This window comes from Pedobacter rhizosphaerae (genome assembly GCF_900111155.1).
Lineage (GTDB): Bacteria > Bacteroidota > Bacteroidia > Sphingobacteriales > Sphingobacteriaceae > Pedobacter > Pedobacter rhizosphaerae.
Genome location: NZ_FOGG01000060.1, coordinates 1 through 16,965 on the forward strand (window position 1 = coordinate 1; position 16,965 = coordinate 16,965).

The 16,965-nt window shown below is 38.7% G+C and carries 16 protein-coding genes; 14 read left to right on the forward strand and 2 right to left on the reverse strand.

Annotation, left to right across the window (positions count from 1 at the left end; all coding sequences use genetic code 11):
* A partial coding sequence (locus BMX11_RS23390) for a transposase (protein WP_175474658.1) occupies positions 1 to 267 on the forward strand: 267 nt, incomplete at its 5' end.
* A gap of 249 nt (positions 268 to 516) precedes the next feature.
* Positions 517 to 1,005, forward strand: a complete 489-nt coding sequence (locus tag BMX11_RS23400) for a transposase (RefSeq protein WP_245738754.1) — start codon at positions 517 to 519, stop codon at positions 1,003 to 1,005.
* Positions 1,006 to 1,344: 339 nt separating this feature from the next.
* Here BMX11_RS23400 and BMX11_RS23405 read toward each other — a convergent pair whose 3' ends face one another.
* The gene (locus BMX11_RS23405) at positions 1,345 to 2,784 is read right to left on the reverse strand and encodes a serine hydrolase (protein WP_090889827.1); all 1,440 of its coding nucleotides are present in this window, start codon (positions 2,782 to 2,784) and stop codon (positions 1,345 to 1,347) included.
* A gap of 99 nt (positions 2,785 to 2,883) precedes the next feature.
* Positions 2,884 to 4,020, reverse strand: a complete 1,137-nt coding sequence (locus tag BMX11_RS23410) for a helix-turn-helix domain-containing protein (protein WP_090889830.1) — start codon at positions 4,018 to 4,020, stop codon at positions 2,884 to 2,886.
* 413 nt (positions 4,021 to 4,433) lie between these two features.
* On the opposite strand from BMX11_RS23410, the gene BMX11_RS23415 reads away from it, so the two are divergent.
* The 12 genes from BMX11_RS23415 to BMX11_RS23475 form a co-directional block, all read left to right on the forward strand.
* The gene (locus tag BMX11_RS23415; RefSeq protein WP_139180256.1) at positions 4,434 to 5,312 is read left to right on the forward strand and encodes a hypothetical protein; all 879 of its coding nucleotides are present in this window, start codon (positions 4,434 to 4,436) and stop codon (positions 5,310 to 5,312) included.
* 109 nt (positions 5,313 to 5,421) lie between these two features.
* On the forward strand, positions 5,422 to 5,721 hold the full coding sequence (locus tag BMX11_RS23420; protein ID WP_090889836.1) for a hypothetical protein: 300 nt from the start codon (positions 5,422 to 5,424) through the stop codon (positions 5,719 to 5,721).
* A gap of 220 nt (positions 5,722 to 5,941) precedes the next feature.
* Positions 5,942 to 6,103: a hypothetical protein gene (locus tag BMX11_RS24470; RefSeq protein WP_175474659.1), complete on the forward strand. Its 162-nt coding sequence runs from the start codon at positions 5,942 to 5,944 to the stop codon at positions 6,101 to 6,103.
* A gap of 488 nt (positions 6,104 to 6,591) precedes the next feature.
* Entirely contained in the window at positions 6,592 to 6,813 is a 222-nt protein-coding gene (locus BMX11_RS23435; protein ID WP_090889846.1) for a DUF7336 domain-containing protein, read from the forward strand.
* 91 nt (positions 6,814 to 6,904) lie between these two features.
* Positions 6,905 to 7,846, forward strand: a complete 942-nt coding sequence (locus tag BMX11_RS23440; protein WP_139180257.1) for a phage tail protein — start codon at positions 6,905 to 6,907, stop codon at positions 7,844 to 7,846.
* Between the two features lies 1 nt (position 7,847).
* Positions 7,848 to 8,345, forward strand: coding sequence for a hypothetical protein (locus tag BMX11_RS23445; protein ID WP_090889852.1), 498 nt, complete (start codon positions 7,848 to 7,850; stop codon positions 8,343 to 8,345).
* A 1-nt stretch (position 8,346) separates the two neighbouring features.
* Positions 8,347 to 8,988 (forward strand): toxin-antitoxin system YwqK family antitoxin, encoded by a 642-nt coding sequence (locus tag BMX11_RS23450; protein WP_090889855.1) that lies wholly within the window; start codon positions 8,347 to 8,349, stop codon positions 8,986 to 8,988.
* Positions 8,989 to 8,990: 2 nt separating this feature from the next.
* Positions 8,991 to 10,112: a hypothetical protein gene (locus BMX11_RS23455; protein WP_139180258.1), complete on the forward strand. Its 1,122-nt coding sequence runs from the start codon at positions 8,991 to 8,993 to the stop codon at positions 10,110 to 10,112.
* A gap of 7 nt (positions 10,113 to 10,119) precedes the next feature.
* A complete protein-coding gene (locus BMX11_RS23460; protein WP_245738752.1) occupies positions 10,120 to 11,019 on the forward strand; it encodes a hypothetical protein in 900 nt (299 codons plus the stop codon).
* A 22-nt stretch (positions 11,020 to 11,041) separates the two neighbouring features.
* A complete protein-coding gene (locus tag BMX11_RS23465; RefSeq protein ID WP_090889863.1) occupies positions 11,042 to 12,091 on the forward strand; it encodes a hypothetical protein in 1,050 nt (349 codons plus the stop codon).
* A gap of 54 nt (positions 12,092 to 12,145) precedes the next feature.
* Positions 12,146 to 15,343, forward strand: a complete 3,198-nt coding sequence (locus BMX11_RS23470) for an RHS repeat domain-containing protein (RefSeq protein ID WP_139180259.1) — start codon at positions 12,146 to 12,148, stop codon at positions 15,341 to 15,343.
* Between the two features lie 6 nt (positions 15,344 to 15,349).
* The coding region (locus BMX11_RS23475; RefSeq protein WP_245738753.1) for a DUF6443 domain-containing protein at positions 15,350 to 16,965 on the forward strand (1,616 nt) is incomplete at its 3' end.

A 16,965-nucleotide genomic window follows, 5' to 3' on the forward strand; every position in this document is an offset into this window, starting at 1 on the left:
AGAGATGGCTGCTACAAACCGGAAGCCAAAAGCAGGACGTATTCGGTCGCAATAAAACCAGATGAGCAAAAAGAACAGGAAATATTCCAACAAAGCGAGTACTTTAGGGAGAAATCAAAACACAGATATAAAATTGAGGCGAAAAATAGTGAATTGAAAAATGTTCATGGATATGACAGGGCAAACTCCTATGGCCTTGAAAGCATGAAAATGCAAGGTGCAATAGCGATATTCGTGGTAAATCTAAAAAGAATACTAAAATTCTAAAGCGGGATCACTTTTGCAAAAAAAAACATCTTGAAAAGGGTCCTAAAACGCTATAAATCGGGGAGAGATCTTAATAAATTGGAATCAGTAAAAATATAAAAACACTCAAAAACAAAAAGCGGATGGAGATCTTATGACCTACCCATCCGCTAATCTTTTTATAGACCATTTTAAGCCTACTTTTTCAGTGCCCTCGCTGATGCAGGTTATGGCTCGGATGAGAACTATGGCGTACTGGAAGAAAAAGGTATTGAAGCCTATATCAAATACAATACGTTCGACAAGGAACAAAAGGATGGCCTCAAGGCGTTCAGTAACGATAGCCTGCATTATAACCAGGCAGAGAACTACCTGGTGTGCCCAATGGGTCAGCGAATGAAACATATCGGTGATGGTCAGCGGGTCACCACATCGGGCTTTGTACAGCTGATCAGTCGTTACCAGGCACCGAACTGTGAGGGTTGCCCGATGCGGGGCGTATGTCATAAAGCAGCGGGCAACAGGATTGTTGAGATCAATCACGGTCTGAGAAAACACAAGCAGGCAGCAAAGGAAAGATTAAATACCGAACAGGGAATCAAATATCGGAAACGACGACCCGCTGATGTAGAACCGGTGTTTGCCCAACTGAAGCACAATCATGGCTTCAGGCGCTTTCTGCTGAAAGGACTGTCTAAAACCGAGGTCGAAATAGGCTTATTGTCCATCGCCCATAACCTCAGAAAGTGGAAAGCCTGAGGAAAAGGGCTTTTTACTTCGCCAAACGCTCTTAAAGCACCAAAAAGAACGCAAGCAGGCTGACACAGTACTCCTTTACTGATAGATTACCTAAAGCAATTCAAATAAAAAACCGCCTCATAATTGACTTATGAGACGGCCTCTTTTCGTTTAGTGCTGGCTCCCGATTTTACATCGGAGACCCGCAAGATGTGAACCTCCTTCAAGTATCAGTGCTTGAAAAGTATTTAGTAAGGTTTCCTATTTTTAACTCTCCTAATCGCTCCCATTTATAGCTAATTTTAGCTACAATTGCTATGAATAGGAGCGTCTATTAAGAATTAAATAATAATTATTTACCTATAGTTTTCTTAATTTTTCTACCATTTTTATCGAGTTTCCACTAGTTTCACCAAGACTTATTGCTTGGTTATAGCTGTCTAATGCTAAGTCGTATTGTTTATCTGTATAATAGGCTTCTCCTAAACTATCGAATAGATTGGCATTATTTGGAAACTCTTTTATTGCCAATTTAAATATTACTATTGACTCGCTATTTTTGCCGGCTCGTAATAATTCATATCCTAATTTATTTAGCTCGCTTGGGTTGGCAAAACTGTATTCTTCTTTATAATTTTTTTTAAGCAAATTATAGGTTGATATCGCTTTATTCAAGTCGGTAAGTGCTTCTTTTCTGATAGCTTCATAAATAGATTTTTTAGGAATTTCGTACTCTTTTCCTAGCATTAAATTATGAATAGAGTATCCTAAATCCCAAACTCTATTTAGATTATTGGACAATAGAATTATGGTAACATTATTTTTAAAATCGTTTAAAAAAATGGATTCAAATTTATATGATATTCCATTGTGTCTTTGTAGTTCATCTTTTTCAAGGTATCTCCCAAGTGAGCCACCTTCGTCAATTGCATATAGGTTTCTCAATAGCGTTTGAAGGGATTCTTTGGATATTAAACGATTGGAATTCAGAGCTTCAATCCATTTATACAGATCACTTATATCCACCCAAAGCCAGCCGCTAATAAATTTCAATTCCGGACATCTGACATTATCCATATCATAACAAGAGGTTCGATTTTTATATCCGAATTTTGGATCAAATACCGAATTTGTCAATTTCAATGGTTTAACTATGTTTTTAAGGACAAATTCCTCATAGGATATTCCTGTTACCTTTTCAATTATTCTTCTTTGCAAAAAAACATTTCCATTATCATACCTGTAACCAGTTCCTGGTTCAAAGAGTAGATTATCGTTGCTTTTCAAAATATTCCAAGCACCCTCATCATTTACTATAGTTAGCCCTGATTCTATTCGAGGAATACCACTGGCATAATTAAGAAGGTGTCTTATGCTAACTTTTTCCGACCATTTCGGTAATCCCAATTTAAATTTAGATATTTTGTCGTCTAGATTTAAAAGACCTCGTTCAACTAAAATCATTATGGCAACAGCATTAAATTCCTTAGCAATAGAGCCTATGTTGAATATCGACTTTTTATTTAAAGCAGTTTGTTTCGTTTCATCCGTAAAACCAAATGATTTTTGGTAAATGACTTTGTTGTTTTTAGCAACGAGTACATTTCCATTGAATAAACCTCTTTCAAAGGATTTTTTCATTAAGGAATCAATTTCATTGATGTAGGTGGTTTTTTGTTCTATCGAATTTCTAGTTTTGGTGGGTATGGTTTGTTTTAATTCGACTTCTGAGCTTATTTTTTTTTGATTAAAAGCACTAATTGATAAAAGCATAAAAAATGCAAACAGGAAATTTCTCATAAGGGATATCGATTTTATAATTTGAAGCAAATATGCTCAGGATGGTCGTAGTACGCGACCGACTAAAAAAAGTCGAACTCATTTAGTGAAAAAAATAAGTTAATTAGGACTGTTTCTAAAATCTGTTGGCGTTTTTCCTGTATGTTTTTTAAAGGAAGTGTTAAAAGATGATTTTGAATTGAAACCAACTTGATAGAGAATTTCCAGAATAGTGAGTTCTTTTTGCAATGGATCTTTTAGAATTTCTTTGGCTTTTTCAATTCGATATTCATTAATGAAATCGAAAAAATGTTTGTTGATATATAAATTAATCAATGCCGATAAATCTTTAATGGGCATTTTTAATTGTTTTGCCAAATCCTGAATGGTTAGTGAAGAATCCAGATAGGGTTCTTTGACAACCATAAACTCTTTTAAAGATTCAATTTGTTTATTTTTTTCATTATTGATTTCAAGTGCGGATTTTTGTCTCGGCACAACATCTATAATCGGTTTTAATTGAGCATCGACACCTCTAAAAAAATAAGGTTTGTTTAATGCAACAAATAAATACCAGCAAGTACAAAATAAAAATGCAAAACCATCCAGGATAACAATCCATTGTCTGATTTCTCCCAAACCAAAGATAAAAGTAATCAGCCATCTTAGAAGTACTATAAAATGCAAGGCATAATATAGAACCGTTATTTTGTAAAGTGCATTAAGTACAGAAACGTTTGGGGTTGTATAATTCTCGAGATAAACAGTTCTAGACTTTTTTATAACCAGAAATGAAGCAATAAAATAAACTTGAAATAGAAATTCGAAAAGAAAATAAAAAAATTGCATAGTAGGTGCTTGATTCATGGTGTTTATGAAATTTAATTTCATAACTCTATCTTCAAGGTATATCTCCCACATTAGATACAAGTTGAAAGCAACAAAGGGAATAGCGTGCAATAAATGTTTCGGTTTTAATCGAAAATTGGAAAAACAAATGGACAATACATAGAGATAAAATAATGCTGGAGCCAAATAGACAATACTCCAGCGAAAAGCCTCTAGGTTGATGAAATTAACAGGAAAACCACGCATCAAAAATTTACAGGCATCTACTGCGTTTGAGAAAAGAAAAAAAGCAAGAAGCCAATTTGTAAGTCTGTGTTTTGTTTTTACCGTCAACAAAAAGAATGCAAGAAAAAGTACTACGAAAACTCCGATGTAAGCGGTTATTTCTAAAAGATAACTCCTATCCATATTTGGAAACCAATATCAATAAGCTAATTGTATTATACATTAATTTTTGTTGATGTGTAAAGGTATCAAAATTCGATGTTTGCATATTTAAAAAAACTCAGATTAAAATCTAAGCCCTTTTGAGGCTTATAGTTAAGAGTGCTTCAACCAGAGCGGCTGGTATACCTGTCTTAGCACTGATACATGATTAAGGCTTCCCACACCCCGTTATTACTGTTTCTATACCTTTTACATACCCATTCATAACCCTTTAGGTAATGATTAGGTAATGAATAGGTTAAGAAAGGGTTAGTAAAGGGTTAATCAAGGGTACAGAAAGGGTTAAGGAATGGACAATGATTTTTACCGATCAAATTTTTTCATGTTAATATGGAATATCGAATTTCAAGGCATCCTTGTTAAAACAGGAAAATGTGAAAAATCTACAATTAGTATTAACCAGCCCGTGTACCGAGCAATGGAGCAACATTGAGGAATCAGATGGCAGGCATTATTGTGAACGTTGTAAGAAAAATATTATAGATCTTACAGACAGATCGGATGAGGAACTTATCCAGTTCTTCAAGAATAAAAAAGATAATGTTTGTGGCCGGGTTCTTGGCAGTCAGCTTAATCGCGAACTTGTTTTGCCCGCTTCAAAACCAAATTGGCACTGGTTATTGCCGTTGGCCTTGGGGGTAGTTGCAGTTAGTCCGGTTGAGGCGCAGCATTTAAAACCTGTTGTAGTGCACACAGACCAACCTGCCGGAATGCGTTCGAATCCTGTTGACTCCCTACTTCAATCCGTTGAATCACCACTCTTAAATCATATCATCTCCGGAAAGGTAGTGGATAGTTTAAGCAATAGGCCACTCCCCAATGTAAAAATCAGGAAAAAGGGGTATGAGAATGTTCTGGCAATTACAGGTAGCGATGGTGGTTTTGAATTTCAGGTCTCCGATGGAGATAAGTTAGCCAGGTTTATTTTTGATTTAGGAGATTACGCCAGCCTGGAAACATCTGTAAAATCTGATATGGTTATTAAACTCATTGTTAAACGCAGAATCATGGTAGGTGGGATTTCGACGGTATCGATAAATCAAAAGCCTTTATATTTACTTTATTCGGGTCGTAAAAGCTGTACTATTGACGCAGAGAAGATGAATGAGCTATCACCCGATTGGATTGAAAAAATTGAAGTGTTAAATGGATCTAAAGCCACTGCAATTTATGGTGTTAAGGGTGCCAATGGAGTTGTCCTAATCGGAATAAAAAAAGCTTATGCGAAAAAGATAAATTTCTCCAAAAGGTAATCATCTTAGTTGTTCAGTGCTATTGAAGTTAATATAAAATTATTGATATTTAGAGTGATAAGGAGCGTTTATTCTTTATAACAGTTAGAAATATAAGGCATACCAGGAAATGATCAAAGTAGAACAAGATTTTATAGATAATTTGTATCAGAAGGCAAGAAATTCTTTTAAGGATTGTATAGCTGATGTGAATAATCGCTTTTTAAGAGAGGAGATCGATTTTCAGATTGATGAGACAAGGCTAGTTGATGATTATATTTCCTTTAAATTTTTTAAAGCTGAATCTAATCGTTTCCTTATTGAAGTTAAATTACAGTTATTTTCTCCGGGTAATATTATGATTGGAAAGTACTTTTACTACGAGGATGAAAACGGATTGTCTGTTGATGACAGTTTGATTTTCGATTGAGCATTCCGATATCTAATCATTTACTTTGAATATTTTAAACGTGACTTAAAGATCCTTAAATAACTCTTAAACCTGAGGGAATTTTAGGTGATAATGTAAATAATATATATGAACCAAAATGGCTTAGAATTTCTAGTTAAATCTTTTCCTTGGGTAGTGTCGAGGATATATGTTCCAATGGTTAAAGAATACATTCGCTATAATTCAAAAAAATATTTTAATGAAAGTCTATTTAATATTAATAGTTGCGCTTTGTCTCGCTTGTAAACAATCTTCGGATGAAGTACCAGGTGTTGTAATTATGAATGAGAAGCTAAATACCTATATTAATAGCTTTGTGGGACAGTTAAAAAGTAAAGGGGTGGGGAGAAGGATGTCGTAGTTCATATTGGAGGGGCTGGAGATACTACCTTTATTACCATAGTTAATTCAACTCCTGATCTACGAATGATAGGAATTAAAGGTATGTTAAATATTCAGAGGCATAATGTATATCTAACAGGGAACTCGATAAAGAGTTTTTACAAATTGCAACCCAAACGGTTTTATAAATTAGATCTGGGTAAATTTAATAATTATAAGGATAAAGTTTCTGATTTGAAATATAGCGAACCCCTTGAATGGAATTTAGTTTTTGTAAGGGGTTCACTTAAAAGTTATTACATTCCAAAAATAAAGTAGAAAAATTCTTTTGAAATCTATCCCTTTCTGGTGCAAGTATATTCTAGCGCACAGCGTCCCGCTTGTGCTAAAAATAAATTATATTGACTAATTCCTGAAGCAATGATTAAAAATAAATATATGCCCGGGAAAAATACATGGCTGCTGAAAATGAATAGTAATTAACCGATTTTTAATCACATATCAACTATGGAATTCATTTATTTATTATGGCATACTCACTCAGATCCTCATCTCGACGGAGATGAGGATGTTAAATTAATAGGGGCCTACAGTACTGAACTTAAAGCTAAAGAGGCTCAGGAGAGGGCATCACTTTTACCCGGCTTTAAAGAACATCCAAAAGGGTTTGAAGTATCATGCGTTAAAATTGATAAGGATGATTGGCCTGGTGGCTTTATAACGGTATAAAATATTTAATGTTCGTTTACCAGGTATCCAAAAAAGGAAAAAAAAACAATTGAAATTTTACAATAATTCCGAATAAGTTTTACCTTCGTGTATGAATAAAATTGCGCTCTCCATTGTCTCTGTTTGTCTTTTCTTTTTTGGTTGCTCGGAATTTATTGAGCCTTCATTAACAGATAGGACTATGGTGTTGGTTGCTCCCGGCAATCACTTGGAAACGAGCAACTACCAGCAAACCTTTTGGTGGGAAAAACAGGAGGATGCTTTAGGCTACAGGCTTCAAATTGTATCGCCTAAGTTTGATAGTATCAGTAAGTTTATTATTGATACGGTCGTTAGCCAGAATAAGTTTGTTTACACTTTAGACCCCGGGAAGTATGAGTGGCGGGTGAGGGCAGAAAATGGCAGTAGCAGTACCGCTTTTACCTCAAGGAAATTTACGGTGTACCCCTCTTCTTTGAAAGACCAGAGTGTTCAATTGGTTAGTCCGAACGCTGATGTATATACCACTACTGCAGATATTAAATACAGTTGGCTGGGATTATTTGGTTCAACACAGTATCGTTTGCAGGTAGATCAAAATAATTTTGCCGACGAACAAAATTTACTCATTAATACCACCACGAATAACCTTAGCTTTCTCCAAACGCTTAGCAAGGAAGGGAAATATCAATTCAGGGTGCGCGCCGAGAATGCAACAGAGAACTCTAAATGGAGCTCGGTAAGAAATTTTACTTATGATGTTACAGGGCCAGAAAAGGTAGTACTTAGTTCTCCCGCCAATAAGCAAACTGTTGCCAAACCGGTAAAATTGCTGTGGAATAAACCTGCAGATGCCGACCGGTTTGAGGTTTATGTTTATCAAAGTGACTCTGTTACTTTATTCAATAATGCTTACCCTCAAAAACTAACCACAACCGAGCATATATTTACTGGCGGCGATGCTGGCCAAACACTGCTTTGGCGGGTTAGGGCAATTGATAAAGCTGGAAATGTTGGCGCATACAGTGATTTTAGAGGCTTTGTAATTCAATAAAATGAAAAATAAGAAGGTTACCTATCTTTTGATTTTTTGTGTGCTTGCGGTTTGGGGGATTATTTTTTATCGGGTTTATGCTGGCATTAATGAAGAGGAAAGCCTAGCGCCCTTAGTTAAATCTACCAAACCGGTGTACTTTAAAGAAGTTGATCATGCTCATGACCGGTTTGTACTACAATTTGATTACGCAGATCCCTTTGCTGATGAACCGGCAGTGCCTGAAATTCCAGTAGCGAAGGCTGTTGATGTTACTCCGACTCCTAATTATATGGTGCCTGCCATGGCCAAACCTCAGGTAAACTGGACTGGCATATTATATGTAGGACAGATCTTCAATCCAACTACGAAGAAAAGAATTGTCATTATCAATATCAATGGAAAAGAATCCATGTTAACACAAGGTGAAAGTGCCCATGGACTTAAACTGCTTAAAAATGCAGGTGATTCGGTTAAGGTATTGTACCAGAATTCGACAAAATATCTATCTCTTAAATAGTATGAAGGCTTTAAATATTATTCTACTGCAAGTGCTTGGCCTTGTTCTTTTTGCCCATGCGCAAAACACACAAAAAAAGTATTTCGATGCTAGCTTGTACAACCATACTATCAACTATGATGATCATAAGGTGGTGTTTCAGGTGATTCCTTCAGCGTACTCCATAGCAGAAATAGATCTGGATAAAAAATATGCATGGTATAGCAGTAACCAGATCAGGGTTACGCAGGGCGGATTTAGCGGAAAATTACTGCATGGTGGCTATAGTGATTATTATCTGAATAAGAACCTTAAAGAGCAGGGAGTTTATGATAGGGGATTGAAAACCGGCTTGTGGAAGAACTGGCAGGAAAATGGTGTTTTACAAAGTACGGTAACCTATGCTGCTGGTATAGCGAGCGGGCGGTTTAAAAAATATGATGCTAATGGCCGACTTTCAGAAGAAGGAAAATACACTCAGGGGGTAATTAACGGAAGATTGAAAAAATATTCCGGGAAAGATAGTGTTCAGGTAGTTAAATATAGAGATGGGAAAATTGTTCCTCAAAAAGTGGCTGTTTCGCCTCAAAAGGAGAGTAAACTGAGCCGTTGGCTCAAATCCATTTTCAGTAAAAAGGATAAGAAAAAAAGTAAGCAAAAATAACAATGAAAATTAGATCTATTATTATCGTCTCTCTCTTTGCCAGCCAATCTTTGCTGGCACAAAATACTTTTCCCACCAGTGGCAGAACTGGGATTAATACCTTAACTCCGGCCGGAAATTTTCAGATTATGGGTGATGGTGGTTTTGATGGAAGTACCACCTTATTTTTAACCAATAATAGCAGTGATTATGGGCGCACATCGCTAGTTCTGACAGGTAGGTTACAAGACCAGAATGATGGCTGGACCTTTGGTTCCGGTGCCCGTAACGCGATTACCTTTGCGCAAAACTATGCTTCTAGTGGATTGAAAGTTGGAGATTTAGGAGAACAGCAATATGCTATTCAATTGGAAGGAAATTCTAATTCGCTGGGTTTTCTTTCTAAAGGTAGAGGCAATTTACCCAATATGGTCCTTACTCAGGCGGGAAAGATCGGATTGGGTACGCCATCTCCGCGAGCTTTTCTTGATGTGGCTAACTATTGTAATGACCTTCAGTTGAGTTGTGTGCTTGGCCGCTTAGAAGAGGGTGATGCGACAGGGGATGGTACATTTTTAGGTGTGAGGGGTTATAATACAACGAATAATTACGATCGAAAGAGTTTCGCCCTTGAACATAGTTTTTATGGGGTCATCAACAGTTCCATTAATTTCTACCGTGGAGGAAGTATTACTGGTGGTGGCATCTCTTTTAATACCAATGCCAACGAGGAGAAGATGAGGATTGATATCTATGGAAATGTGGGGATCGGTACATCCGCTCCAAAAGAGAAATTATCGGTAAATGGCAACATCCGGTCAAAGGAAGTAAAAGTGGAAACGGCCAATTGGCCTGATTATGTTTTTAGTATAGATTATCCATTGCAATCTTTAGCTGAGGTACAACGGTTTATTAAAGACAATGGACATTTGCCCGATATGCCCTCTGCACAGGAAGCCGAAACCAATGGTATCGCTTTAGGAGAAATGAACAAGAAGCTCTTACAAAAAATTGAGGAGCTAACGCTTCATCTCATTGACAAGGACAAACAGCTCAGCACCCAGCAATCGGAATTACAAATCCTCAAAGATGCTTTATCTGAACAGGGAAAAATCATTAACGAAATTCAAAACAAAATCAAATAAAACGCTCATGAAAACCTCTAAATTAATCACACTCTTTTCATTACTGCCTTTTATGGCATTTACCCAGACTCTAACCCGGAATGATGCTGGATTGCAAGGAGATGCTGGTGCAACTTCAGGCTTTTTTGAAACAAATCTTCCAGTCAATTACCCAGCTGGGGCAAGTAGCTGGTGGCATTTGTTGGATGTTAGGCACAGCAATTCGGTTAATAATTTTGCGATGCAGTTCTCAGGTGGTTTCTGGGATCAGCAGTTGTATTTTCGAAAGACTGCAAATAATCCGAGCCAAGCCTGGTCTAAGGTATTGACAGAGTTTAACAATGCTGTAGGTATTGGAACTGATGCACCAGAAAATCACGAGGGTTGGGATAAAGTATTAGAAATTCGTGGAAATGGTTCTTCGAAAACGTTAGTCTCCACCAATAGTGTGATCAGTGGAATTTGGTCACATGAAGCAGGATTTTATGGTGCCCCGGCTGGTGGCATTGTTGGTACGTATACTAATCATCCATTTACTATTGTGACTAATCAGACAGCTAAGCTAGCGGTGCTCGCTAATGGAAACGTAGGTATTGGCATTTTAAATCCAAACGATAAGCTGGCTGTAAATGGAAACATTCGTGCCAGAGAAGTAAAAGTGGAAAGTGTCAATTGGCCAGATTATGTTTTTGCACCAGACTATAAAATTCCTTCCTTAGCCGAAGTTGCCAAATATATTCAGGAAAATAAGCATTTACCCGACATGCCTTCCGCCCAGGAAGCATCGGTCAATGGGATTAGCGTGAGCGAAATGCTCAGGTTGCAGCAACAGAAAATAGAAGAACTGACGCTTTACCTTATCGAAAAAGATAAAACAATAGATGCCCTGATTAAAAGGGTAGAGGTGCTCGAAGATCAAAAAAAGTAAAACCAAACCATAATTCATAATCATGTATTTCAAGTCTTTATTAACACTCGCTGCCCTGGCATGCAGTAGCTTGCTTTATGCCCAAAATAAATTAGAATCTACCGGAATGGTGGGGGTGGGAACGCTCAAACCCACTGCCCCTCTCACCGTTCATACGGATATCGACAGTAGGCCCAATTGGGTTGTTGGAGATCCGGTAGGGCTCCTGAAGTTGTCGCGTATTGGAACTCTTAATGCGAGTTACAACGAATCGGCAGAATTTAGAATAGGCCATGGAGGGCCGCAATACTGGGGCTCTAAATTGGACCTTTATATTAATGGAGGCTCGAATACTAACAATATTCCCGATCAGCATGCTATGACCTGGCAGTATAATGGGAATGTAGGGATTGGAACGACTAATCCTACATCACTTCTTCAATTGGGAGAATTTAACCAGTCTATTAGTGGTAAGCAACTTTTAATACCTGGTGTGTACAATTTTGAAAGGGTACAACTGGGGCAAATAGGAAATGGTAACGTGGCCTTAGAAATGGTGAACCACAATTCCAATACTAGTTCTTACGGTGTAAGATTAATGACCAATATAGACAATGGTGCTGCCGGACTTCAATTTCAGTATGCTCCAGGTGCCAGTAGTTACGAAGCGTTAGCTTACCAAACAGCCATGGTCATTGATTTGAACGGGCAGGTGGGAATTGGTACGCTTTTTCCGCGTGAAAAGCTTTCAGTAAACGGAAATATCAGGGCCAGAGAGCTGAAAGTAGAAACTAACCATTGGCCAGATTATGTATTTAACGACGAGTACAAAGTTCTTTCTTTAGCAGACACAGAGAAATTCATTAAAGCCAATAAGCATTTGCCTGGAATGCCCACAGCTAAAGCATTAGAAGAGCAGGGGGTTGCGGTCAGTGAAATGTTAAAGTTGCAGCAAAAGAAGATAGAGGAGTTAACCCTTCACCTGATTGATAAGGAAAAGCAGATGCAGGCGCTTCAAAATCTGGTAGAAAAGCAAAGTAAAATACTCAATAAAATTCAGGAGAAAGTTTCAAAAGCGGAAAATCATAAGTAGTTGGGATCTCGAAATTTATATCAAACAAATGTAACAACTTAATAATATTCTAAAATGAATCTATCTAAAATACCTTTAATACTTCTCGCCTTCCTGATGGGTATGTTTTATTCTTATGCACAGGTTGATCCTGCTAAACTCCCAAATCCAAATCCGATTATTCCTAGCTCTCCTAATGCAGCTTCACTGGGGGCATATGGAGAAAGCCAGGTAAGCCTTTACACTGGGCAGGCAGACGTTACAGTACCATTATACACGATACAGGTAAAGGGACTGAGTGTCCCCATTTCGTTAAGTTATAAGCCGTCAGGTGTAAAAGTAGAAAGCGTAGCCTCCTGGGTTGGCCTGGAATGGAGCCTCAATGCGGGTGGTGTTATCACTAGGCAACTGGTTGGAATGCCTGACGAATCTGCTAATGGATATAGTAGCAATCATGCACGGCAAGAAATAGCTGCTTTTATGGCTGGTGGCCAGTCTGAAGCAGTTTCGCTAGACTATCTAAACCGTCTGTCTACCGGTGCGGTAGATGCAGAGCCGGATGTTTTCTTTTTCAACTACCCGGGAGGGGTTGGGAAATTTTTTTTTGGCTATGATGGATCGATTCAGGAAGCTCCGGTTAAGAAAAACAAAATTGTGTGGGTTACAGTAAATGGAAGAACTGGCTGGAAAATAATTGATATTTCAGGAAACGAGTATTATTTTTTGGACCGTGAAGAAACTGCCTATACATCTGCCACAAAGGCTGGTGCGCAAACCAGTATCGGTACAACACCAAAATCAAATCAAACCTTTGATAGCAGCTGGTATTTGTCTCAGATTGTAGTTAAAAACACATCAGAATCTATTTATTTTGACTACGAGGGATTTTCATATACACAACGCTCTATTGGTAGCCGTAGTAAATACATCGCATTTGATCAGGGCTGTGACGTGCCTTCATCAGGAGAGAGTTATACCTTAACCACAGTTGGTGCTTTACGTATAAAAAAAATTCGGTTTCCTGGCGGATATGTTGATTTTGTTAAAGGAGCATCGAGGGAAGACTTGCCCGGCGACCAAGTTCTTGATCAAGTTGTGGTTAAAAATCTGAATGATGAAGTAATTAAATCCTATAACCTGAGCTATCACTACACAACCGTTAGCTCACCATACGGTGCTGAATATGGCAAACGTTTATTTTTAGATAAGGTAGCTGTTAGCAATGGTGTTCTAGGTAACTATACATTTACGTATAATCCTATTCTGCTGCCGCATAGACTTTCCTACAATCAGGACCATTGGGGCTACTTTAATAATTCAGATAACAACGACTTTTTTACACCAACAGATTATTTTTACAATTCAAGTGCTAATACTTACGTAGGTGTGCCTGGCGCCAATAAATATATCGATACCGTTTATAGCCAGGCTGGGGTGCTTCAGAAAATTGCCTACCCGACCGGTGGTTCTACTAATTTTGTATACGAGAACAATACGGCCTATTCTTTACCTGCAGATTTTGATCTGAAATGGACAGATAAACAGTTTTTCCTGAACGGAGACCCTTCGGGCATTGAAACCTATTATGAAAAAACTTTCGATATTGATCAGACTTTCCTGGAAACCGGGGGTGTTTTTGCAAAGCTCAGTGGTAATTTTGGGTGTACATCAAGCAGCCCAGGTTCGGGCACCTCATTCAGTTGCCCCGATGTCAGGTTATTCTATCCTGACGGTTCAAGCATCCAGATCAATCAGCAGAGTTACGGTAAGACTTTTTTCTTAAAAAAAGGGAGATACCGGATAACCGCCGATTACACCTTTATTGCTGACCCAGAGATTAAAATTCAAAATTTCAGTTTTTTGTTAACCTGGCCAGAGTCCTTTAAAGCTAATCCATTAACAGCTCACAATGTTAAAGTAGGAGGGTTAAGGATTAAGCAGATAGATAACTACGAACCAAACAGCAATCATACTTATACCAAACGTTATACTTATACGAAGTTTAATGCACCGAATGAATCAAGCGGAACGATTGTCAGTGTGCCCTATTATAAGTATAATGTTGTTAACTATGCTCAAGGCGCTTCTTGTGATTGGCTTTGTATTACAGCAACATCGAATACTGGGCTGGGAACCACTAACGGAAGTCCGGTTGGGTATGCTGAAATTTCAGAGTACATTGATCAAAATGGGATTTTGGGCAAAAAGGAATATGTGTACATTTCTCCCGCGACTGTTTCTGATCAGACGATTAATAAACTTCCTTTTCCTCCAGCCGATAACAGGGATTTCTTTAGAGGTACATTAAAGAATGAAAAGACCTATCGCTTAAAGGATAATGAATACAATTTACTGAAAGAAGTAAATAATAAATATGGAATGTATAATCCACCTGGAAGTACCTACGGTTTTGGACTTAAAGCAGCGATATATCATATGTATCCATCTAATAACCAGTCATTAGGCGATTTTAAATGGGATGTTTATAATGTTGTTACTGGTTGGTCACATCTTGATAGTACTGAAACGAAGACATATTCTGATGGGACTGTTTTGACGGAAAAAGCCTCTTATGAACAAAACGTTTTTAACCTGCTTAACAGTAAAACGGAGCAGATTAATAGCAGTGGATTAGTGAATATTGAAATAGTCAAATACCCTGTTGATTATACGGATGGAAGTTACGGAGCAGATCAGTTGCGAAACCAGTTATCAAATGATGTGGTTTTAGAAAAGTCTGCTTATGTTAATAACCAACTTATTTCAAAAGAGATAAATAGTTATGTGAATTTTGGAGGCTTGGTAAAGCAGTCGAAAATGAGCAGATTATCCACTACCAATCAGGTTATGGAAGATAGGATTAATTTTATTAATTATGACTCATATGGAAACCTGCTTAGTCTACGTAATACCGAAGGGCCAAAAACAAATTACATTTGGAGTTACCATAATCAATACCCTATCGCTGAAATTATTAATGCAGAATATGCTACTATTGAAACTGTATTGGGGGGCTCTATTGATAGTATTGCATTAACCAACCCTGCCGATGCAGAAGTGAAAGCCTTGGTAGACCAACTGCGAAATTCTCCATTGCTCAAAAATGCTCAAATCACCTCTTATACCTACAAGCCTATGGTCGGTATGACGAGCATGACCGATGCCAAGGGCATGACAACCACCTACGAGTATGATGCCTTTCAAAGACTGAAGAACATCAAAGACCAGAACGGCAATATTTTAAAACATACAGATTATAATTATAAGCATTAACGCCTCATGAAAAAATTGAAATACATACTGGCCGGATCAGCGTTCCTGCTCTTCTTTGGTCGTGCTGAAGCGCAAAAAGAGGTATCTTCCTATAATGGGGAGAGCCAGATCAGTGATCAGATAAGCGTAACGCTCAAGGATGGTTTCTATGCCCCTGCTGGGAGTAACCTTCGGGTGTTCACTGGGAAGAGCTACCAGGTTTGCAATCCATTTTCGGCTGCTGCGAGTACCAACCAAAATTATATCAGCACCAAAGTATTTAAAAGGCCAGGGATAACCGAGCTTAATATGAACCAGGCGCTGAGTACCTGTGAGGTGAACCAAACAATCCAATACTTTGATGGCCTTGGTCGCCCCCTGCAAACTGTACAGGTGCAGGCAAGTCCGGGTTTTAAGGATATTGTGCAGCCTGTGACCTATGATGCCTTCGGACGGGAGGCGGTTAAATACCTGCCTTATGCCGAGAATGAGAGTGCCAACGGAAGTTACCGGGCAATTGCGCTGGTGAAACAGGCCGATTTCTATAGCCCCGTTACAGGCTGGGATGCGGCGGTTAACAAGACCGAAAAGCCTTTCAGTGTAACGGTATTTGAACCTAGCCCATTGAACCGGGTGCAGAGACAGGGTTTCCCTGGCTTAGACTGGCAACCTGCAACAACGGGCGATGACCATACGGTGAAAACCGTTTACGGAACCAATGTTGCCAATGAAGTAAAACTCTGGACAGTGAGCGGCAATACCGCATCAGCTACAACTTATTCTGCAGGCAAGCTTTATAAAACCATATTAAAAGATGAGAACTGGAGGGAAACAGATCTCAAGGCCGGTACCACCGAAGAGTTTAAGGATTTTGAAGGCCGGGTAGTGCTGAAAAGGGTTTGGGAAACCAATGCCAAAAGCCTGAGCACTTACTATGTTTACGACGATTTAGGAAATTTGCGTTATGTGCTCCCACCGGCTGTAAATGAAAACAGTGACCGGGGAACCGAAATCAATAGTTTTGATGAGAACTTACCTGCCTTTAATGACTTTATTTATGGCTACCATTACGATGGCCGCAAAAGGGTAACCGAGAAAAAAGTTCCGGGCAAAGGCTGGGAATATTTAATTTACAACCAGCTGGATCAGGTAGTGATGAATCAGGATGCCGTTCAGCGGGAGAAAAGCCCACAGCACTGGAACTTTACCAAATACGATGCCTTTGGCCGTGTAGTATTAACGGGCCGTTACGTAGATGCATTACATACCGAAGCCCATACCAATTTCAGGGAGTATTTTCAAGGGCAGGCCAATAGTGCAGCCGCTTACGAAGAACGCGATGCCAGCAATACCAGTACCAGTTATAGCAACAATGCCTTCCCGCAAAATGGCGTAGCCGATTATTATGCACAAAATTATTACGACGACTACGATTTCCCACAGAATACTTTCGGTCCTCCGTCGGCTAGTCAGGCAAGTGCGGGGCGGGTGAAAGGGCTGCTTACCGGAAGCAAGGTAAAGAACCTCGGCGATGGAGCCATGCTGCTTACGGTTAACTACTATGACCTGGATGGCCGTGTAGTGCAGGTCAAAAGCGATAACCACAGGGGTGGAAAGGATATTGTGGATAACACCTATAGCTT